The organism is Sphingomonas sp. SRI_018, assembly GCF_057586275.1.
On sequence record NZ_JBYCZO010000001.1, the window covers coordinates 702,186 to 720,544 of the forward strand.

Annotated in this window: 23 protein-coding genes; 12 read left to right on the plus strand and 11 right to left on the minus strand. The window is 69.9% G+C overall.

Annotated elements, in window-relative coordinates:
* Positions 1–9 precede the first annotated feature (9 nt).
* Together AC2YHA_RS03240 and AC2YHA_RS03245 are read left to right on the plus strand one after the other, a co-directional pair.
* Positions 10–612: a TetR/AcrR family transcriptional regulator gene (locus AC2YHA_RS03240; protein WP_233782897.1), complete on the plus strand. Its 603-nt coding sequence runs from the start codon at positions 10–12 to the stop codon at positions 610–612.
* Positions 613–720: 108 nt separating this feature from the next.
* The gene (locus tag AC2YHA_RS03245) at positions 721–2,217 is read left to right on the plus strand and encodes a hypothetical protein (RefSeq protein WP_487400350.1); all 1,497 of its coding nucleotides are present in this window, start codon (positions 721–723) and stop codon (positions 2,215–2,217) included.
* A gap of 4 nt (positions 2,218–2,221) precedes the next feature.
* Here AC2YHA_RS03245 and AC2YHA_RS03250 read toward each other — a convergent pair whose 3' ends face one another.
* Both AC2YHA_RS03250 and AC2YHA_RS03255 read right to left on the minus strand, forming a co-directional pair.
* Positions 2,222–3,376, minus strand: a complete 1,155-nt coding sequence (locus AC2YHA_RS03250) for a glycosyltransferase family 4 protein (protein ID WP_233782895.1) — start codon at positions 3,374–3,376, stop codon at positions 2,222–2,224.
* A gap of 124 nt (positions 3,377–3,500) precedes the next feature.
* Positions 3,501–4,280, minus strand: coding sequence for a DUF6683 family protein (locus tag AC2YHA_RS03255; RefSeq protein ID WP_487400351.1), 780 nt, complete (start codon positions 4,278–4,280; stop codon positions 3,501–3,503).
* Positions 4,281–4,388: 108 nt separating this feature from the next.
* On the opposite strand from AC2YHA_RS03255, the gene radA reads away from it, so the two are divergent.
* A complete protein-coding gene (gene radA / locus AC2YHA_RS03260; protein ID WP_487400352.1) occupies positions 4,389–5,762 on the plus strand; it encodes a DNA repair protein RadA in 1,374 nt (457 codons plus the stop codon).
* Between the two features lie 56 nt (positions 5,763–5,818).
* On the plus strand, positions 5,819–6,388 hold the full coding sequence (locus AC2YHA_RS03265) for a CvpA family protein (protein WP_487400353.1): 570 nt from the start codon (positions 5,819–5,821) through the stop codon (positions 6,386–6,388).
* A gap of 87 nt (positions 6,389–6,475) precedes the next feature.
* Here AC2YHA_RS03265 and AC2YHA_RS03270 read toward each other — a convergent pair whose 3' ends face one another.
* Together AC2YHA_RS03270 and AC2YHA_RS03275 are read right to left on the minus strand one after the other, a co-directional pair.
* A complete protein-coding gene (locus AC2YHA_RS03270; RefSeq protein WP_487400354.1) occupies positions 6,476–7,063 on the minus strand; it encodes a YncE family protein in 588 nt (195 codons plus the stop codon).
* On the minus strand, positions 7,057–7,623 hold the full coding sequence (locus AC2YHA_RS03275) for a YncE family protein (protein WP_487400355.1): 567 nt from the start codon (positions 7,621–7,623) through the stop codon (positions 7,057–7,059). Before AC2YHA_RS03275 ends, AC2YHA_RS03270 begins: the two co-directional genes overlap by 7 nt.
* A gap of 128 nt (positions 7,624–7,751) precedes the next feature.
* Between AC2YHA_RS03275 and AC2YHA_RS03280 the strand changes: the two genes are divergently transcribed.
* From AC2YHA_RS03280 to AC2YHA_RS03290, 3 genes are read left to right on the plus strand one after another with little or no spacing between them, the layout of a single operon-like run.
* On the plus strand, positions 7,752–8,180 hold the full coding sequence (locus AC2YHA_RS03280) for an iron-sulfur cluster assembly scaffold protein (protein WP_487401689.1): 429 nt from the start codon (positions 7,752–7,754) through the stop codon (positions 8,178–8,180).
* The gene (locus AC2YHA_RS03285; RefSeq protein WP_487400356.1) at positions 8,177–9,958 is read left to right on the plus strand and encodes a cation:proton antiporter domain-containing protein; all 1,782 of its coding nucleotides are present in this window, start codon (positions 8,177–8,179) and stop codon (positions 9,956–9,958) included. Before AC2YHA_RS03280 ends, AC2YHA_RS03285 begins: the two co-directional genes overlap by 4 nt.
* Positions 9,955–10,296, plus strand: a complete 342-nt coding sequence (locus tag AC2YHA_RS03290; protein WP_487400357.1) for a DUF423 domain-containing protein — start codon at positions 9,955–9,957, stop codon at positions 10,294–10,296. The genes AC2YHA_RS03285 and AC2YHA_RS03290 overlap by 4 nt, the downstream gene beginning before the upstream one ends.
* Here AC2YHA_RS03290 and AC2YHA_RS03295 read toward each other — a convergent pair.
* From AC2YHA_RS03295 to AC2YHA_RS03310, 4 genes are read right to left on the minus strand one after another with little or no spacing between them, the layout of a single operon-like run.
* Positions 10,293–10,589: a type II toxin-antitoxin system RelE/ParE family toxin gene (locus AC2YHA_RS03295; RefSeq protein WP_487400358.1), complete on the minus strand. Its 297-nt coding sequence runs from the start codon at positions 10,587–10,589 to the stop codon at positions 10,293–10,295. The two genes, AC2YHA_RS03290 and AC2YHA_RS03295, sit on opposite strands and share 4 nt — an antisense overlap.
* Positions 10,586–10,855, minus strand: a complete 270-nt coding sequence (locus AC2YHA_RS03300) for a CopG family ribbon-helix-helix protein (protein WP_487400359.1) — start codon at positions 10,853–10,855, stop codon at positions 10,586–10,588. Before AC2YHA_RS03300 ends, AC2YHA_RS03295 begins: the two co-directional genes overlap by 4 nt.
* A 29-nt stretch (positions 10,856–10,884) precedes the next feature.
* Positions 10,885–12,003, minus strand: coding sequence for a 3-dehydroquinate synthase (aroB, locus tag AC2YHA_RS03305; RefSeq protein WP_487400360.1), 1,119 nt, complete (start codon positions 12,001–12,003; stop codon positions 10,885–10,887).
* Positions 12,000–12,539 carry a shikimate kinase gene (locus tag AC2YHA_RS03310; RefSeq protein ID WP_487400361.1) on the minus strand — a complete coding sequence of 180 codons (540 nt, stop codon included), beginning with the start codon at positions 12,537–12,539 and terminating at the stop codon, positions 12,000–12,002. Before AC2YHA_RS03310 ends, aroB begins: the two co-directional genes overlap by 4 nt.
* A 73-nt stretch (positions 12,540–12,612) precedes the next feature.
* Between AC2YHA_RS03310 and AC2YHA_RS03315 the strand changes: the two genes are divergently transcribed.
* Genes AC2YHA_RS03315 through AC2YHA_RS03330 form a run of 4 tightly spaced genes read left to right on the plus strand, consistent with a single transcriptional unit; the run spans position 12,613 to position 16,412 of the window.
* Positions 12,613–12,747: a hypothetical protein gene (locus AC2YHA_RS03315; RefSeq protein WP_264757851.1), complete on the plus strand. Its 135-nt coding sequence runs from the start codon at positions 12,613–12,615 to the stop codon at positions 12,745–12,747.
* Positions 12,731–14,545 (plus strand): hypothetical protein, encoded by a 1,815-nt coding sequence (locus tag AC2YHA_RS03320; RefSeq protein ID WP_487400362.1) that lies wholly within the window; start codon positions 12,731–12,733, stop codon positions 14,543–14,545. Before AC2YHA_RS03315 ends, AC2YHA_RS03320 begins: the two co-directional genes overlap by 17 nt.
* On the plus strand, positions 14,545–15,450 hold the full coding sequence (locus AC2YHA_RS03325) for a tyrosine recombinase (RefSeq protein ID WP_487400363.1): 906 nt from the start codon (positions 14,545–14,547) through the stop codon (positions 15,448–15,450). The genes AC2YHA_RS03320 and AC2YHA_RS03325 overlap by 1 nt, the downstream gene beginning before the upstream one ends.
* 14 nt (positions 15,451–15,464) lie before the next feature.
* Complete coding sequence (locus AC2YHA_RS03330) at positions 15,465–16,412, plus strand: acetyl-CoA carboxylase carboxyltransferase subunit alpha (protein ID WP_487400364.1); 948 nt, start codon at positions 15,465–15,467, stop codon at positions 16,410–16,412.
* Positions 16,413–16,510: 98 nt separating this feature from the next.
* Here AC2YHA_RS03330 and AC2YHA_RS03335 read toward each other — a convergent pair whose 3' ends face one another.
* Together AC2YHA_RS03335 and AC2YHA_RS03340 are read right to left on the minus strand one after the other, a co-directional pair.
* Complete coding sequence (locus tag AC2YHA_RS03335; protein WP_487400365.1) at positions 16,511–16,681, minus strand: Flp family type IVb pilin; 171 nt, start codon at positions 16,679–16,681, stop codon at positions 16,511–16,513.
* Between the two features lie 122 nt (positions 16,682–16,803).
* Entirely contained in the window at positions 16,804–16,977 is a 174-nt protein-coding gene (locus tag AC2YHA_RS03340; protein WP_233782880.1) for a Flp family type IVb pilin, read from the minus strand.
* 73 nt (positions 16,978–17,050) lie between these two features.
* Between AC2YHA_RS03340 and AC2YHA_RS03345 the strand changes: the two genes are divergently transcribed.
* Positions 17,051–17,458: a (deoxy)nucleoside triphosphate pyrophosphohydrolase gene (locus AC2YHA_RS03345; protein WP_487401690.1), complete on the plus strand. Its 408-nt coding sequence runs from the start codon at positions 17,051–17,053 to the stop codon at positions 17,456–17,458.
* Here AC2YHA_RS03345 and AC2YHA_RS03350 read toward each other — a convergent pair.
* Positions 17,455–18,267 carry a class I SAM-dependent methyltransferase gene (locus AC2YHA_RS03350; RefSeq protein ID WP_487401691.1) on the minus strand — a complete coding sequence of 271 codons (813 nt, stop codon included), beginning with the start codon at positions 18,265–18,267 and terminating at the stop codon, positions 17,455–17,457. The genes AC2YHA_RS03345 and AC2YHA_RS03350 overlap by 4 nt on opposite strands.
* Positions 18,268–18,359: the final 92 nt, after the last annotated feature.

Below are 18,359 nucleotides of genomic sequence, written 5' to 3' on the forward strand. Positions count from 1 at the left end.
CGAATTACGATGGCGGCGAAATCCCGCGCGGAAACGGCGGCAGAGACCCGCGCCCGGCTGATCGCCGCGGCGCGCAAGGCATTCGGCGAGAAGGGCTATGCAGAGGCGTCGATGGACGACTTCACCGCGGAGGCCGGGCTGACGCGCGGCGCGCTCTATCACCATTTCGGGGACAAGAAGGGGTTGTTCGAGGCGGTGCTGCTTGAGATCGACGCCGAGATCGCGGTGCGGCTGAACAAGGTTTCGGCAAAGGCCGCTTCCCCCTGGGAGGGCTTCGTCGCCGAGAATATCGCCTATGTCGAGCTGGCGCTGGAGCCGGAGATCCAGCGGATCATGCTGCGCGACGGACCAGCGGTGCTCGGCGATCCGTTCCGTTGGTCGAACACGGAAGGCTGCGTCGCCGCGCTGCGCGCCAGCCTCGAGCGGCTGCAGGCCGAGGGGCTGGTCGAGCCGGTCGATGCCGAAGCGACCGCCCGGCTCGTCTGCGGTGCCTCGACCTATGCGGCGCAGTGGATCGCCAATGCCGATGATCCTCGGGAGGCATCGCGGAGGGCGATTCCGGCATTCCGTGCGTTGATGGAGGGCCTGCTGCGCCGTTCCGGGACAGCGTAGCGCCGATCGCCGATCGCGCGTCGATGGCCTTCCGCGTAAAAGGAGGGCAAGGAGGTGCCGATGCATCTCCAACCCCATGAAAATACAGGCGATCGACAGCGGCTCCACATGGGGTATGCGCTGATCCTGCTGCTCGTCGCCTTTGCTCTGCGCTTTCCCCTGTTCGGCAATCCGGTGATCCACAGCGACGAGCAATTCTACCTGCTCGTCGGCGACCGGATGCTGCACGGCGCGCTGCCGTTCGTCGACATCTGGGACAGGAAGCCGATCGGACTGTTCCTGATCTTCGCCGCCGCCAGGTGGATCGGCGGCGGGAATGGGATCATCGCCTGCCAGGTCGCTGCGACCCTGTCTGCGGCGGCGACGGCGTGGCTGGTCGCTTGCATCGCGTCGCGGCGAACCGGTGCGACAGCGTCGATCATGGCGGGCGTGATCTACCTCGTCTGGCTGCTGATTTTCGATGGAGCGGGCGCGCAGGCGCCGCTGTTCTTCAACCTCGCCATGGCCGGGGCGGCGCTGATCATGGTCGACGTGGTGAGCGACGCGAGCGGCGCATGCGCGCGCTGGCGTGGCGTGACGGCGATGGCGCTGGTGGGGATCGCCATCCAGATCAAATATACCGTGCTGTTCGAGGGGTTGTTGTTCGGGCTGGCGCTGGTCTGGCGGCGGCATCGCAGCGGGGCGGCGCTGCCCGGACTGGCCGGCGATGCGGCATTGTGGGCAGGTACGGCGTTGCTGCCGACGCTGATCGCCTATGCCGGCTATGCCGCCGCGGGGCATGGCGGCGCCTTTGCCTATGCCAATTTCGTCTCGATCTTCGACCAGGAGGCCGTCGATACGGCGGTCGAGAGGGTCACCTATGTGGCGCTCGCCGCGGTCGGGCTGCTGCCGCTGCTCGCCTGCGCCGTAGTGGGCGTTCGGCGCCGGCCGGCGAAGTCGCCGGCGGAGCGGCGGGCAATGAGATTCGTGCTCCTGTGGCTGGGAGTGGCCATCCTGGCGGTGCTGCTGGGGAAATCATTCAAGGCGCATTATTTCCTGCCGGTGCTGGTGCCGCTGAGCGTCGCCGCAGCGCCGATGTTCGCGCGGGCGGGGCAGGCGCGGCGGCTCGAGTGGCGGATCGTGGTGCCGCTGCTGCTGTTGGGGCTGGTGCTGGCGGGGCTTACCGTCCGCGATCATGTGAAGCGGCGCGGGAACGCGAAGGCGATCGCCTCGCTGGTGCGGATGATCGGCGATCGGCCGGCGGGGTGCATGTTCGGCTTCGGGGCGGAGCCGATCCTTTACCATCTCACGCGCTCGTGCACGCTGACGCCCTATCTGTTCCGCAGCCACCTGAGCCAGACCCGCGAGGCGCGGGCGATCGGGGTCGATCCGCTGATGGAGCTGCGGCGCGTGCTGGGCCGCTGTCCCGGCACGATCGTGGTGCGGGCGGCCAAGGACAACAGCAACCCCGCCGCGGTGCGCGAGGTGGAGCTGGTGCTGGCGGAACGCTATCGGGTGGTCGGAGCAGTGCGGATCGGCTCGCTGCCGCAGCGCGTGTACCGGCTGCGGCCGGAGATGGCGGGTTTTTGCCCCTTGCGGGGTGAGAGCGTCCTTCCGGCGGAGTGAGGGATCAGCCCCGCGTCCTGCGCGCCATCACCTCCAGATAGGCGTCGAGCACGACCTGGTTGACCGCATCCCACACATAGGCGGCCGCCTTGGCATGACCCGCTGCCCCGGCGGCGCGGCGGGCTTCGCCGTCACGGACGTAGTGGGCGATCGCGTCGGCATAGGCGCCGACGTCGCGAGGGGGGACGAGATGGCCGTTGACGCCCTCCTCGATGAGATCGACCGCGCCGGTCGCGCGTGCGGCGATCACGGGGACGGCCGCCGCCATCGCCTCCAGCGTGACGTTGCCGAAGGTCTCGGTGACGCTGGGATTGAACAGCATGTCCATCGAGGCGACGGCGCGGCCGAGATCGTCGCCGCGCTGGAAGCCGGCAAAGGCCGCATCGGGGACGCGTTCGGCGAACCAGTCGCGCGCCGGGCCCTTGCCGACCACCAGCACGCGATGGGGGACGCCGCGCGATTTCAATTCGCGCGAGACGTCGGCGAAGATGTCGAGCCCCTTCTCCAGCACCAGCCGGCCGAGGAAGCCGATCGCCACCTCGTCGTCGGCGATGCCGAGCGAGCGGCGCCACTCGAGGCTGCGACGCGCGGGATTGAAGCGGTCGTGATCGACGCCGCGGGACCAGATGCCGATCGGGGTGGTGACGCCCCACGACCGGATGATATCCGCGGTCGACTGGCCCGGGGTCAGCACCTGGTCGACGCGGTTGTAGAAGCGCGTCAGCGCGCGGATCGCCAGCGGCTCGAGGAAGCCGATGTGATAGTAGCGGAAATAGGTCTCGAACCGGGTGTGGAGCGAGGCGACGACGGGAATGCCGCGGCGTCGCGCCCAGCTGATCGCGCGATGGCCGAGGATATCCGGCGCGGAGACATGGACGAGATTGGGTGCGAAGGCGGCGAGGTCGCGCTGCGTCCGGGCGGGAAGGCCGCGCGCGACGCGATATTCCTTGCGGCCGCCCGGCATCGTCCAGCTCGGCACGCTGACGAGGTCGCCGGTCGGCGGAAAGGCGGGCGGATCGATCGTCGGCGAATAGACGCGCACCGCGGCGCCCCGCTCGAGCAGATGGCCGACCAGCAGGTTGAGGGCCTGGTTCGCTCCGTCGCGGGTATAGTTATAGTTGCCGCTGAACATGGCGACGCGAAGGTCGGAAGGGTGCATGGCGCGCGCCGATAGCGCCCGCGCCGCGCGAACTCCACCCCGAAGCGCGGGCGGGTGCCGCGCCGGCGAGAGGGTATCGGGTGGGGCGCGCCGCGCTATGTCGATGGTCCTGCGACCGATCGCCCTATCGCCGGGCGAGCTCGACCGGCTCTCCGTCGGGCCGAGGCCAGGCCGCGCCGGCCTGATCGGCGGGAACAAAGCCGTCGTCGGTCAGCGTCATCGCAGGCAGGTCGATCCCCATGCCGTGCGCGCCCTGCACCGCGGCCCGGCTCACCGCGTCCAGCTGCGCGCGGTTGCCCTTCGACTGCTCGACGGCGCCTGCCAGCAGCACCGCCTGGATGAGGAAGGATTCCGCCATTTCCTGCTTGGCGGCGTCGCCCGCGCTGCGGAATGCCGGCGTCGCGGCCATCGCCTCGGTCACCTGACGGCGCACCGAAGCGGTGGCGGCATCGCTCACGTCGCCGGACAGGCCGCGGCTCGCCTGCCAGGCGTTGATCCACCACACGGCATAGGCATCGGCGACGTCGTCGACGCTGAGGCCATGTTTCGCCAGCTCCGGCCGTATCCGCTCGATGATGTCGCCCTGGGCGAACAGTTGAGCGAGCCCGTCCGCGCCCTTCGGATCGATCGCCCGGCTCCTTTCGACGAAGCGGGCGAGGTTGGCGGCGCGGCGCTCACGCGAGGGTGCATAGCGGAAGGTCGCGGCGGGCGCCTTGGCGGCCGGGCGCCGCTCCTCGCGCTGCGCCGGGCCCGGGCGATCGGCGCGGTTCATCCGGTCGCGCAGGTGCAGCCCGAGCGTGTCGGTGCCGGTGTAGGACGGGACGAGCACGCTCCATCCCCAGACGTCCTGCGCGTTCGCCGCCGCCGGTGAGAGACATAGGGCAAAGGCCAGGATCGACCGCATGACGCTCTCCCTGAATGAGCGTGCAGTGCATAGCCTACCCCTGCCGCGCAGGGAAGGCGCCGCTTTGCCATGTTCCCTTATCGTTCCGGTTCGGCTAAGCCGCTCCGCATGGCCAAACCCCAGAAGCGCTACGTCTGCCAGCTGTGCGGATCGGTCTCGTCGAAATGGGCCGGGCAATGCGCGGATTGCGGGGAATGGAACACGCTGGTCGAGGATGCAGGCGCGGTGGTGACGCCGTTCCAGGCGCGCCACAACCTGCAGTCGGGCGGACGGGCGATCGAGATGAGCGGGCTCGACACCGCGATTCCCTTGCCCGAGCGGATGGCGACCGGGATCGCCGAGCTCGACCGGGCGCTGGGTGGAGGCTTCGTCGAAGCGTCGGCGACGCTGATCGGCGGCGATCCGGGGATCGGCAAGTCGACGCTGCTGCTCCAGGCGGCGGCGCGGCTGGCGCTCGCCGGGCGCGCGGTGGCCTATGTGTCGGGCGAGGAGGCGGCGGATCAGGTGCGCCTCAGAGCGCAGCGGCTGGGGCTCGGGCGGGCGCCGGTACGGCTCGCTGCGGCGACGTCGGTGCGCGACATCCTGACGACGCTGGGAGAAGGCGCGGCGCCGGCGCTGCTGGTGATCGATTCGATCCAGACCATGCACTCCGACCTGATCGAGGGCGCGCCGGGGACGGTGAGCCAGGTGCGCGCCTCCGCGCAGGAGCTGATCCGCTTCGCCAAGGAGCGGGGGACGGCGCTGGTGCTGGTCGGGCATGTCACCAAGGACGGCACGATCGCGGGCCCGCGCGTGCTGGAGCATATGGTCGACACCGTGCTCGCCTTCGAAGGCGAGCGCAGCCACCAGTATCGCATCCTGCGTGCGACCAAGAACCGCTTCGGCGGCACTGACGAGATCGGCGTGTTCGCGATGGAGGCGGGGGGCCTCAGCGAGATCGCCAATCCCTCCAGCCTGTTCCTCACCGCGCGTGACGAGACGGTGGCGGGGACGGTAGTGTTTCCGGCGCTGGAGGGCACGCGGCCGGTGCTGGTCGAGGTGCAGGCGCTAACGGTGCGGCTCGCGTCCGGTGCGACGCCGCGGCGGGCGGTGGTGGGCTGGGATTCGGGTCGGCTGGCGATGATCCTGGCGGTGCTGGAGGCGCGGTGCGGGCTCAGCTTCTCCTCGTGCGAGGTCTATCTCAACATCGCGGGCGGGTATCGCGTGCAGGACCCGGCGGCGGACCTGGCGGTGGCGGCGGCGCTGGTCTCCGCCTTGAGCGAGCGGCCGATCGCGGCGGATGCGGTGGCGTTCGGCGAGATCGCGTTGTCGGGCGAGGTGCGGCCGGTGGCGCATGGCGCGCTCAGGCTCAAGGAGGCCGCGAAGCTGGGATTCGGCCGGGCGCTGGTGCCGGCCAAGCAGGGAAGCGAAGGCGCGGCGGTGGAGGTCGCGAGCTTCGGCAACCTCGGGCGGTTCGTTGACCATCTGCTGGGGCGGGGATAGCGGAGCGGGAAAGCCGGTTCGCGTGGCGCGGGCGGCGGGGGACGGGAATCGATCATATGGGCCTGACCGCACTCGACATCGTTGTGCTGATTGCCGTTGGCGGGGCAGCGGTGTTGGGACTGCTGCGCGGCTTCGTCACCGAAGTGCTGTCGCTGATGGCGTGGATCTTCGTCGTGTTCGCGCTGAAGCTGTTCCACACGCCCCTTTCCACGCTGTTCGCCGGGGTGGTGGGAACCGCGGCGGGGGCGGCGACGCTGGCGTTCGCGATCATCGCCGGCGTGACCTGGTTCGGCGGGCGGCTGGTGGCGAATGCGATCGGATCGCGGACGCGCAGCTCTGTCCTGGGGCCGGTCGATCGGGCGCTGGGGTTCGGTTTCGGTGCGCTCAAGGGGCTGATCCTGGCGAGCCTCGGCTTCCTGCTGGTGGTGCTGGTGATCGACACGATCGGCGGCGGCGCCAAGCGCCGGCCCGCGTGGATCACGACGTCGCGCACCTATCCGCTGCTCAACGCGACCAGCGCCAGCATCGCGGATTTCGTCGACAAGCGGCGGCGGGGCGAGCCGGTGTTCGAGGCGTCCGGCTTCAGCGCGTCGGAGAATGCGAGCGGGGCGGGGAATACGCATTGAGCGGCGGAAAGCATGTCCGCGGCCGGGCTTCGGAACTCCGGGCGGATCGGGTGACCGAGCTTTGACCTCCCAAGGCCATCCGACCTTTTAGTCCGGCGAGACGCCGAGCGACGCGGGGCCGCCGGTTTCGAAACGCATCGGTGGTCCGGCTGCCTGCAGCCGATCATTGACGACGCGAAAGACATGGAGCGACGTGTCGACGATGCTCTCGGCCACCAGCGTCGCGCCGCCCTCGACGAACGCGACCCCCTGCGACCAGGCGCCGAGGTCGGCTTCCGCGTGGCGGGTCAGGCGGCGGTTTTCGATCGAGAGAAGGATGATCTTGCTCGCCGGTGCGTAGCGGGGATCGGTCGCGGCGACGGTGCTCATGTTCTGGATCGCGGCGGCGACGTGGCGGCCGTCGGGCGAGCAGGCGACGCCCTCCGGTGCGGGGCCGACCGTCGCGGTGTCGATCACGCGAGGGCGTTCGCCGGCGAGGTCGATGAGGCTGATCGTGTCCGCATCGCCGCTTACTACGCCGTAGTTGGCGACGACGGCGAGGCCGCTGTTCCCGCAGACCGCAAGCGCGGCCGGATAGACGCCGGCGCTCAGCTCCGCGAGCGGCTCCGGCTTCAGGCGGCCGGCCTCCACCGCGAACAGGCGGGTGACGTTCTGCCCGGCGAAGGTCATCAGCACGCGATCTCCCGCAGGAAGGCCGCGGAGAGGGGGCGGGCGCCCTTGGCGAAGCGGACGCGTTCGACGATCGCGGCATGGCCGTCGCCGGTCACGCGCAGGATGGTGGCGCTGTCGTCGTCGGCGTGCGGCACGACGAGCATCGAGCCATCCGGGCTGAGTGCGAGCGACGCGGGCGAGGCGCCGAGGTGGAGCGTCTGGACGACGCGCGGTTGCGCCCCGGCGAGATCGACGACGGTGAGCAGGTCCGCCGGGCCGATCTTGTCCGGCTGCGCGGGCGTGCGGCCGGTTGCAGCGGTGACGAAGGCGGTTCGCCGGTCTCGCGTGAAGGCGATTGCCGAGGGTGGTCCCTGGAAGCTGATCGGTACCTCGACCTCACGGCGATTCAGGGCGCGGCCGTCACGGAACTCCAGGAAAACCACGCGATCCGGCGGAGGTGCGGGGGGCGGCAGAACTTCTCCATCCACCATCCGGGCGTCGGCATCCAGACCTATGCCTACGAGCTGAGCCTGTGCGGGAAGCGGTGTGCACAGCAGCCCTGTCAGCAGCCAGCGCAATCTCATCGTCATCCGCTCCCTCGACCCTTCGTGCGCAAGAGGTAGATCGACGGGCAGGAGCGTCAATCTCCGTTTCATGATCGCAGCCGGATGAGGGGCTGGGCGGCGGCGGATTTGCCGCCTACATGGCGGATGTGAACGCGCCGCTCTACAACACCGAAATCCTTCGCCTCGCCGCCGGCGTACCCTTTCAGCAGCGGCTGGAGGTGCCGATGGGGTCGTCCGAGAAACGCTCGCCGATCTGCGGGAGCCGGGTGACGGTCGATGTCGACCTCGACGGTGAGGGCCGCGTCTCGGCGATCGGGATGGTGGTGAGGGCCTGCGCGCTGGGGCAGGCGTCCGCGTCGCTGATGGCGAGCCATGCGGTGGGGCGGTCGGTCGCGGAGCTGGAGGAGGCGCGCGATGCGCTGACCGCGTGGCTTGCCGGCGAGCGCGATGCGCCGCCGGACTGGCCGGGACTCGATCTGCTCGCGCCGGCGCTGCCGCACAGCGCGCGGCATCCCTCGATCCGTCTGGCCTTCGAGGCCGTTGCCGATGCCGCCCGCCAGGGCGCCGGCCGATGAGCGAAGGGGCGCACGCCACCGCCGGGCTCCTGCGCGACATGGTGCCGATGTTCGGCTTCGCGCTGGTGTTCGTGCTGATCTTCCGCCGGCTCGGGCTGGGGGCGACCCTCGGCTATCTTGTCGCGGGCGCGGTCGTCGGGCCGCAGCTGCTCGGTCTCGTCGGCGGGGCCGAGACCAAGATGGAGTTCTCCGAGCTCGGCATCACCCTGCTGCTGTTCCTGGTCGGGCTCGAGCTCAATCCGTCGCGACTGTGGCGGATGAAGCAGGACATATTGGGGCTCGGGCTGCTCCAGGTCGTGCTGTGCGGGCTGGCGATCGCCGCGATCATCGGCTTCGGCGCGAAATTCTCGGTCGCGGCTGCGTTCGCGCTGGGCCTGCCGCTGGCGCTCAGCTCGACCGCGCAGGTGCTGCCGATGCTGCAGTCGGCGGGGCGGCTGCGCACGCCATTCGGGGAGCGTGCCTTCTCGATCCTGCTGTTCCAGGACCTGTCGATCGTGCCGATGATCACGATCATCGCCGCGATGAGCCGCAATCCCGCCGACGCCGCCGGACCACCGGGATGGGTGCTGTTCGTCTATACGGTCGCGGCGATCGTCGGGCTGGTGCTCGCCGGCCGCTTCCTGCTGCGTCCGCTGTTCCGGCTGATCGGCAACCTGGGCGAGCGCGAGATGTTCGTGTTCGCCGGGCTGTTCACGGTGATCGCGAGCTCGGCGATCATGCAGATGCTGGGACTGTCGACCGCGCTCGGCGCCTTCATCGCGGGCATGATGCTCGCCGATTCGCCCTATCGGCACGAGCTGGAGGCGGACGTCGAGCCGTTCCGGTCGATCCTGCTCGGCCTGTTCTTCGTGACCGTCGGCATGACGCTGGACCTCACCGCGATCGCCGAGCGGCCGCTGTTCGTCGCGGCGATGGCGCTGGCGCTGGTCGCGACCAAGGCGCTGGTGATCTTCCTGATCGGCATCGCCTTCCGCATGAGCTGGCGCGGGGCGCTCGCGCTGGGGCTGCTGCTGAGCCAGGGCGGCGAGTTCGGCTTCGTGCTGTTCGCGCAGGCGCAGAACGCCTGGCTGATCGAGCCGCAGGCGGCGAGCCTGTTCGGCGCGATCGTGACGCTGTCGATGGCGACGACGCCGTTCCTGATGATGGCGACGCGGCGGATGCGCGCGGAGCCGATCGTGCAGGAGGAGCGCGAGGGCCCCAAGGCCGACGGCTCCAACGCGATCATCGTCGGCTATGGCCGGTTCGGGCAGACGGTGGCGCAGATGCTGCTGGCGCAGGGGATCGCCGTCACGCTGGTCGATACCGACATCGAGATGATCGATGTCGCCGGCGAGTTCGGCGCAAAGGTCTATTATGGCGACGGCACGCGCGTCGACCTGCTGCGTCAGGCCGGTGCGGGCGAGGCGGAGCTGATCCTGTTCTGCATGGACGGGGACAGGGTCGATGCCGAGCTGGTCGAGGCGGTGCATGAGGCGTTTCCCAACGCCGCGATCTTTGTGCGTGCGTTCGATCGGCGGCAGCTGCTCAAGCTGCGGGGCTCGCCGGCGCGGGGTGTGGTGCGCGAGCTGATCGAATCGGCAATCCGCATGGCGCGCGAGGCGATGGCGGCGGTCGGCGTCGACGAGGAGGAGATCCGGCGGACGGAGGACCTCTATCGCGCCCGCGACCGCGAGCGGCTCAAGATTCAGTTCGAATCGGGCGACATCCGCGCGGCGCGCGACACGATGATCGTCACGCCGCGCAACCTGCGCGACACGCTAGGGGAGGATTGCGGATGAACCTGGTCTCGGTTCTGGCGGCGCTGTCGGGCGCGCTGGCGGTGGCGGCCGGCGCGTTCGGTGCGCATGGCGCCGAGGGGCAGGCGGCGGAATGGCTCAGGACCGGCGGCCAGTATCAGCTTATCCACGCGGTCGCGGCACTGGTGGCGGCGCGGATGGCGGCGCCGGGACCGGCCTGGTGCTTCGTGCTGGGTGGAACGGTGTTCGCGGGCACGCTCTACGCGATGGCACTCGGCGCGCCGCGCTGGCTGGGTGCGGTGACGCCGATCGGCGGCGCGGCGATGATCGCGGGGTGGCTGTGGCTGGCGTGGAGCGCGATGGGGACGGCCAATCCTTAGTCGTCGTCGCCATCGAAGCTGCGGTTTTCCCGAGCGTGCCACAGGCGAAGGATAAGGATCGTCGCGTCGGCAATTTCGTATCGCAGCTCATAGTGGCCGACTTGGATGCGGCGAATCTCGCGCGGCTCATACGCATCAAGCTTTTCGCCGATCCGAGGATAGTCGAGCAGGCGTTCGGGCGCGTGAGCGAGTTCCCGAACGACACGCGCCGCGGCATCCGGTGCAACAGGTTCAAGAAAAGCATGAAGCCGAACGAGGTCGGCCGAAGCGCGGTTCGTCCATCGAACCTTCATGCCGTCGGGGGCGGGAGCGGTTCGTCGGTCGCCAGGCTATCGGCCCAGGCGCAAATGTCCTGGTGATCGATCAGGCGTCCCGCATCGACATCCGCCAACGCCTCACGCGTCAGCCGATCGCGCTCCTCCTCCTGGTCGATCCATGCAGCGAGTGCCTGCTTCATCACCCAGCCGCGCGAGCGTTCGAGCCGCGAGGCCATGCGATCGACTCGCTCGGCAAGACTTGCCGGCACATGAGCGGTCAATACCTTGGTCGGGGCATTCATGATCGGTTTCCAATCGACTTGATTAGAAATTAATCACTTTGCGCTTCAGCGACAAGCCGGCCGTCGAGGAACGCCGCCACCGCCGTCAGGTCCACCGTCTTGTCGAGGTAGGTCCGGCCAATCCCGCGCGCGAGCAGGAAGGGGAGGGCGCCGGCATCCATCTTCTTGTCGTGGAGCATGTGCGCGACCAGCGTTTCGCCACTCGCGTCGATACCCGCCGCCGCGGGACTGTCGGGAAGGCCGACGGCGCGCAGATGCGCGGCGACGCGCTCGGCATCCTGGCCGGGAGCGATGCCTTGCGCCGCGGAGAAGGCGAAGGCGAGCGCCATGCCGGCCGCGACGCCCTCGCCATGCAGCAACCGGTCGGAGAAGCCGGTCTCCGCTTCCAGTGCATGGCCGAAGGTGTGGCCGAGATTGAGCAGGGCGCGCGTGCCGCTGGTCTCGCGCTCGTCGGCAGCGACGATGCGGGCCTTGGCGGCGACGGAGTGGGCGATCGCATATTCTCGCGCCGCGGGGTCGCCGGCGAGCAGCGCGGGTGCGTTGGCTTCGCACCATTCGAAGAAGGCGAAGTCGTCGATCAGGCCATATTTGACGACTTCGGCATAGCCGGCGCGCAGCTGGCGCGGGGGCAGCGTGTCGAGCACGTCGGGATCGATCAGGACGAGGCTCGGCTGGTGGAAGGCGCCGATCAGATTCTTGCCGGCGCGGGCGTTGATCGCGGTCTTGCCGCCGACTGACGAATCGACCTGGGCCAGCAAGGTGGTCGGCACCTGGACGAAGCCGCAGCCGCGCTTGAGGATGGCGCAGGCGAAGCCGACGAGGTCGCCGATCACGCCGCCGCCGAGCGCGATGACATGATCGCCGCGCTCGACGCCCAGCTCCAGCAGGCGGTCGGTGAGCGATTCGAGGCTCGCCCAGCTCTTGGTCGATTCGCCCGGTGGGAGGACGATCGGCTCGCTGGCGACGCCGTGCGCCGCAAGGCTCGCCTGGAGCGTGGCGAGATGCGGGCGGATGTTCTCGTCGGTGACGATCGCCATCGGACGGCGGCGGGAGAGCGGGGCGAGGCGCTCGCCGGCGCGTCCCAACAGACCGCTTTCGATGACCACGTCATAGCTACGGTCGGCGAGGTCGACGCGGACGATCGTCACAGCCCCAGCGCCTTCAGGATCGCGGTGACGGTATGCTCGTGGGGGGCGTTGTTGCTGGGCACGCGGATGGGGGCCATGGCGTAATAAGGATTCCTCTTGGCGGCGAGGTCGGACAGCACGTCGTGCGGGTCGCGGCCCCGGAGCAGCGGACGCGTATCGCGGCGCGCGACGCGATCGGCAAGCACCTGCGGCTGCGCATCCAGCCACACCGCCAGCGCCTGATCGAGAATCAGCGCACGCGTGTCGTCGTTGATGAAGGCGCCGCCGCCGGTCGCGATCACCTTGGGCGTGCCGTCGATCAGGCGCGCGATCACCCGGCGCTCGCCGTCGCGAAAATAAGGCTCGCCGAAGGTGTCGAAAATCTCGGTGATCGTCATGCCGGCGGCAGTCTCGATCTCGCTGTCGGCATCGATGAAGGGCAGGCCGAGCCGCATCGCGAGGCGGCGGCCGACCGTCGACTTGCCGGCGCCCATCAGCCCTACCAGTACGATCGGCTTGCCCGTCCAGAGCGGTTTGCGAGGTGGGGAGTGCAACATCGTCGGCGGGGGCTATACAGCGAGGGTGCCGGTCGGGCAAAAGGCCCGTAACAAAAGTCCGCAAAGGTTGGTCATGTCGCGTTCCCTGGTCATTCTCCTCCTCATTCTCGTCGTGCTCGTAGGCGGCATGTTCTGGCTGGCGGGACGGAATAGCGAGAAGGCTCCGGTGAAGGTCGAGAAGGCGGTCGCGCTTGAAAACCTCAGCTAGCGTCGGGCTCGGCGCGCTCGCCCTGGCGCTTGCGGCGGGCGCGGGATTCGCCAGCAGCCGACAGAACGCCCCCGAATCGATCCTGCCGCCCGGCTTCAACGAGCCGGCCGCACCCGCGCCGACCCCGGCGCCGGGACCAGCACCCGCGTCGCGGCCCGTGCAGCCGGGTACGCCTGCGCCTGCTCCGGCAGTGGCACCGCCGCCGGTCGAGCTGCTGCCGCCGGGCGCCGTGCCGACACCTACGCCGACGCCCACCGCGACGCCGACGCCGGTCGACCTCTCTGCCTATGAGCTGCCGGCCTATGCCAAGCGGCCGCTGAACCAGCTCGGCGCGATCGGGCCGAACAGCGGCGGCGTGGATCTGAATGCCTTCGGGCGTGCGAATGGCCGCACGATCGAGCTGCTGATGCGGCGGCTCGACGCGCCGTTGCCGTCACGCTGGCTGTCGATCGCGCTGCGCCGCGCGCTGGCGTCGCGGCTGGCGCCGCCGCCGGGCGTCAACGGCGCCGACTTCGCCGCCGAACGCGCCTGGCTGCTGCTGCGCATGGGCGAGGCCGATGTGGCGCGCGCGGTGGTGCAGAGCGTCGATACCGAGGATTATACGCCCAAGCTGTTCCAGGTGGCGATGCAGGCGATGCTCGCCACCGGCGATCCGGCGGGTCTCTGCCCGCTGGCGGAGCCCGCGTCGGGCGTATCGAACGAACGCGGCTGGGCCTTCGCCAAGGCGATGTGCTCCGCGCTGGCCGGCAAGCCGCGCGAGGCGGGGCAGCAGCTCCAGTCCGCGCGGCGCGGCATGGGGCGCACCCTCGACGCGCTGCTGGCCGAGAAGGTGGTCGGCGCTGGCGGCGGCCGTTCGGTGACGATCGAGCCGACCGAATGGAACGGCGTCGACCGGCTGACGATCTGGCGCTACGGACTCGCCACCGCGACCGGGGTAGAGATCCCGGCAGAGCTGTTCGGGACCGTGGGGGCGCAGGTCGCCTCGTGGCGCGCGACGTCGCCGATGATCGAGCCGGCGGACCGGGTCGGCGTCGCCGACATGGCGGCCGCGCAGGGTGTGCTCTCCAGCCTGGCGCTGGCTGACCTTTATGGCGAGATCGCTGCCGGCGGCGAAAGTACCTCGGCAGCGGGCGCGCGGGCGAACGATCTGCAGACCGCCTTCACCGGCGCGACGCCCGAGGAACGGATCGGCGCGCTGCGGCAGATCTGGGACAGCGGCGAGACGGTGCGCGAACGCTTCGCGCGGCTGATCCTGACCGCGCGAGCGGCGGCACGGGTCGCGCCGGCGCAGGACCTCGCGGGCGATTCCGATCGGCTCGTGGCCTCGATGCTGACCGGTGGGCTCGATACCATGGCGGCGCGCTGGCGCGGCGTGGCGCCGCGGGCGGGCGATGCCTGGGCGATGATCGCGCTCACCGATCCGCGCGGAGGCCGGGTGCGGCCCGGCGACGTCGAGGATTATCGCAGCGGCGATCAGGATGCCGAGCGGCTGAAGGCACGGATGCTGCTCGCCGGGCTCGCCGGGCTCGGGCGGCTGTCCGAGGACGAGGCGCAGCGGCTCGGACGGTCGTTCGACGTGCGCTTCGGGCTGGAGAACAGCTGGACCCGCGCGATCGAGGCGGCGGCGGCGCGGGGCGAAGCGGGTACGGTGCTGCTGCTTGCCGGTGTGGGTATGCAGACGACGAGCTGGCGGGGGGTGCCGCCCGAGGTGCTGTTCCACAGCGTTGCGGCGCTGCGCGCGGTCGGCCTCGAAGGCGAGGCGCGGATGATCGCCGCGGAGGCGATCGCGCGGCTCTGATGCCTGCCGGTGAGGATCGGGCGCTGGTCGAGCGCTTCCTCGAGATGCTGGCGGCGGAGGCCGGGGCGGCGGGGAATACCATCGCCGCCTATCGCAGCGACCTGATGCTGGCGTCGGAAGTGCTGGGCGGACGGCTCGGCTCCGCCGACGCGGAGGCGTTGCAGCGGCTCGCGGGCGGCTGGGCGGAGCTGGCGCGGTCGACCGTGGCGCGCAAGTCGGCGGCGCTCCGGCGCTTCTTCGCTTTCCTGGCCGATGAGGGCCTCAGGAGCGACGACCCCGGCGCCGCGCTGCCCCGCCCGGGAACCGCGCGGTCGCTGCCCAAGGTGCTGTCGACCGCCGATGTCGACGCGATGTTCGCCGCGATCGAGGCGCGGATCGCGCGGGTGCCGGCCGATCCCAATGACCTGAGGCTCGCCGCGCTGGTCGAGCTGCTCTACGGATCAGGGCTGCGCGCGAGTGAGCTCGTGTCGCTGCCGCGCAACGCGGTGCAGCCCGACCGGCCCTATCTAATCCTGCGCGGCAAGGGCGGGCGCGAGCGGCTGGTGCCGATCTCCGATCGCGCGCGCGCCGCCGTGGCGGTGTGGCGGGACCATGTCGCGAGCGATCGCGCGTGGCTGTTCCCGTCGGGCAAAAAGCATCTCTCGCGGGTCAGGCTCTACCAGATCGTCAAGGGACTGGCGGCGGAGGCCGGCATTCCGCCCGAGCGGGTGAGCCCCCACGTGCTGCGCCATGCCTTCGCCACGCACCTGCTGGAGGGCGGCGCGGACCTGCGCGCGCTGCAGGCGATGCTGGGCCATGCGAGCATCGCCACCACCGAGATCTACACCCATGTCGACAGCCGGCGGCTGGTCGAGCTGGTCAACCAGCGCCATCCGCTCGTTGACGTGCCGCTCCGCCGGGCCTAACCGCAGGCGCGCTCATGGCAAACTTCCTGGACTTCGAGAAACCGATCGCCGAGCTGCAGGGCCGGATCGACGAGCTGCGCGAGAGCGCGGCGGACAGCAGCATCGACATCGATGCCGAGATCGCCAAGCTGCAGGCCAAGTCGGACAAGCTGCTGCGCGACACCTATGCGCGGCTGACGCCCTGGCAGAAGACGCAGGTCGCGCGCCATCCCGATCGGCCGCATTTCAAGCATTACATCGCCGCGCTGGTCGAGGATTTCATGCCGCTCGCCGGCGACCGCGCCTTCGCCGACGATCAGGCGATCATCGGCGGGCTCGGCATGTTCCGCGGCCGCAAGGTGATGGTGATCGGCCACGAGAAGGGCGATGATACCGCGAGCCGTCTCAAGCACAATTTCGGCATGGGCAAGCCCGAGGGCTATCGCAAGGCGATCCGGCTGATGAAACTCGCCGACCGCTTCGGCCTGCCGGTGCTGACCCTGGTCGATACCTCGGGCGCCTTCCCCGGCGTGCAGGCGGAGGAGCGCGGCCAGGCGGAAGCGATCGCGCGTTCGACCGAGGCGTGTCTCGAGCTGGGCGTGCCGCTGATTGCCGCGGTGGTGGGCGAGGGCGGCTCGGGCGGCGCAGTGGCGCTGGCGACGGGCAACAGCGTACTGATGTTCGAGCACGCGGTCTATTCGGTGATCTCACCGGAGGGCTGCGCGTCGATCCTATGGCGTACGGCGGACAAGGCGGCCGAGGCGGCGGAGGCGATGAAGGTCACGGCGCAAGACCTGAAGGCGCTGGGCGTGATCGACCGTATCGTGCCCGAGCCGCTTGGCGGCGCGCACCGCGATCCGGCGGCGGCGATTGCCTCGTTGGGGGATGCGCTGTGGGAGGAGCTGACGGCGCTCGACGGGCAGGAGCCGACGGCGGTGCGCGCGGCGAGGCGCGCGAAGTTTCTGAAGATCGGGCGGATTTGAGCGACCGACCGTTGGCGGGCGATGCGGATCAAGGACAGGTAAAGAAAAAGGCGGCGGAACGTTGGTTCCACCGCCCTTTCCTGTCTTAAGCGCAGGTCTTAGGTCCGCGAATCCAGCTGGCCCGAGACGTTGTTGAAGGTCTTGTTGAGCGAGTTGCCCAGACCCTGCATCGCGGCGATCGCGGCAACGGCGATGAGCGCGGCGATCAGACCGTACTCGATGGCGGTCGCGCCCTTGCGATTCTTCAGGAAGTTGCGAATCTTCTGCATGTCGGTTTCCCCAATTGGAAGCTTCAGTCACCCGGCCGCCCCGGGTGACCCCCTGGACAGCGGTCGCAGATTAGGGGGCGGGAGGTTGAGAAAGGTTTAAGGCGTCGGAGAGTTTTGCTGCGTCAGCCCATGACGGAGGAAACGGTATCCGATACCATGCCCCACATGCCGGTGGTCGCATCGGCCATGGCACGCAGGGCGACGATCATCGCGATGACGATGAACGCCAGGATCAGGCCATATTCGACGGCCGTCGCGGCCTTGCGGTCGCCGACGAGCCGGCGCAGGGCGGTCATGATGATGCGCATTCGCGATCGGTCTCCGGTCGATCGCCCGTGAAGCTAAAGGCGGAGGATTAACGAAGTGTCATTGGGGGGCGCGGAGTTGTTCCATGTCGCGGCGGCGGCGCTGATCGATGCCGACGGGCGCGTGCTGGTGCAGCAACGTCCACCGGGCAAGCCGATGGCGGGCCTGTGGGAATTCCCCGGCGGCAAGATCGAGCCGGGTGAGACGCCGGAAGGAGCGCTGATCCGCGAGCTCGCCGAGGAGTTGGGGATCGGCGTGGAAGCGGCCTGCCTGGCCCCGGCCGCCTTCGCCAGCGAGCCTCTCGGGGAAAAGCATCTCCTGCTGCTGCTCTACGTCTGCCGAAAATGGTCGGGCACAGCCGCGCCGCATCACGCTGCCGCACTCAAATGGGTGCGGCCGGTGGAACTGCACCGCCTGGAGATGCCGCCCGCTGACAAGCCGCTGATCGGGTTGCTCGACGCGCTCGTCTAGTTCGGCCGCAATGCCGCGGCGAGGCTGGCAGTTGCGCTGCCGCGGCGGGCGGGCTTGGGTTGCGAGGGATCGGGCGCCCAGCCGGTCAGGAACACGATTTCGAAGCGCTCGGGCGTGCGGCCGTCGGAATCGGCGCGGTCCATGAACACCTGAGCGGCGCGGGCAAGCGTCTCCCGGGTGAGGGGCGTGCGGTCGACGAGCAGGTTGGTGGAGGCCGTCGCGCGCAGGTCGGCGAACAGCTTGAAGATGCTGGCGTAGCGGACGTCGAGCCGCTCGGTATCGGCGACCGGCAGCGCGAAGCCGGCGCGGACGAGCAGGTCGCCGGCCGAGCGCACGTCGATCTGCGGGTGGAGCCGGGCAACGCCGGGCTCGGCCTCGCGCAGCACCGCGCGCAAGGTGGCGAGGCTGCCGGCGCCGGCGAAGGCGCCGAGGAACAGCCCGTCCGGCCGCAGCACGCGCCGGATCAGCGCGAGCGCGCCAGGCAGATCGTTGACCTGGTCGAGCACGCCGGCCGAGACGACGAGGTCGAAGCTCGCGTCGTCGAAGGGGAGGCGATCCTCGTCGGCCTGCACGCCGCCGCGGGCAAACAGCGCACCGGGATCGCAGCGGACGACGCGGGCGCCAGGCAGGGCGAAGCTGTGATCGGCCGCACCCAGGTCGAGCACTTCGCCGAAGCTGCGCGTCACCGCCCCCAGCCGGTCGACGATCCCCTCGAGCATGAAGTCGCGCAGGAAGCCGTCATAGCCCCGCGCAGCACGGTCGCGGCGCAGGCGGCGGAGGCGGCGGTCGAAGATTTCGGGCGTGTCCACGCCGGCGCTTGTGCGGCGGCGCGCGGGCGGCGACAAGGGGGTGTGATCGCGAATGTCGCCCGGCCGCTCGCCCTCGTCGCCGCGCTGGCGCT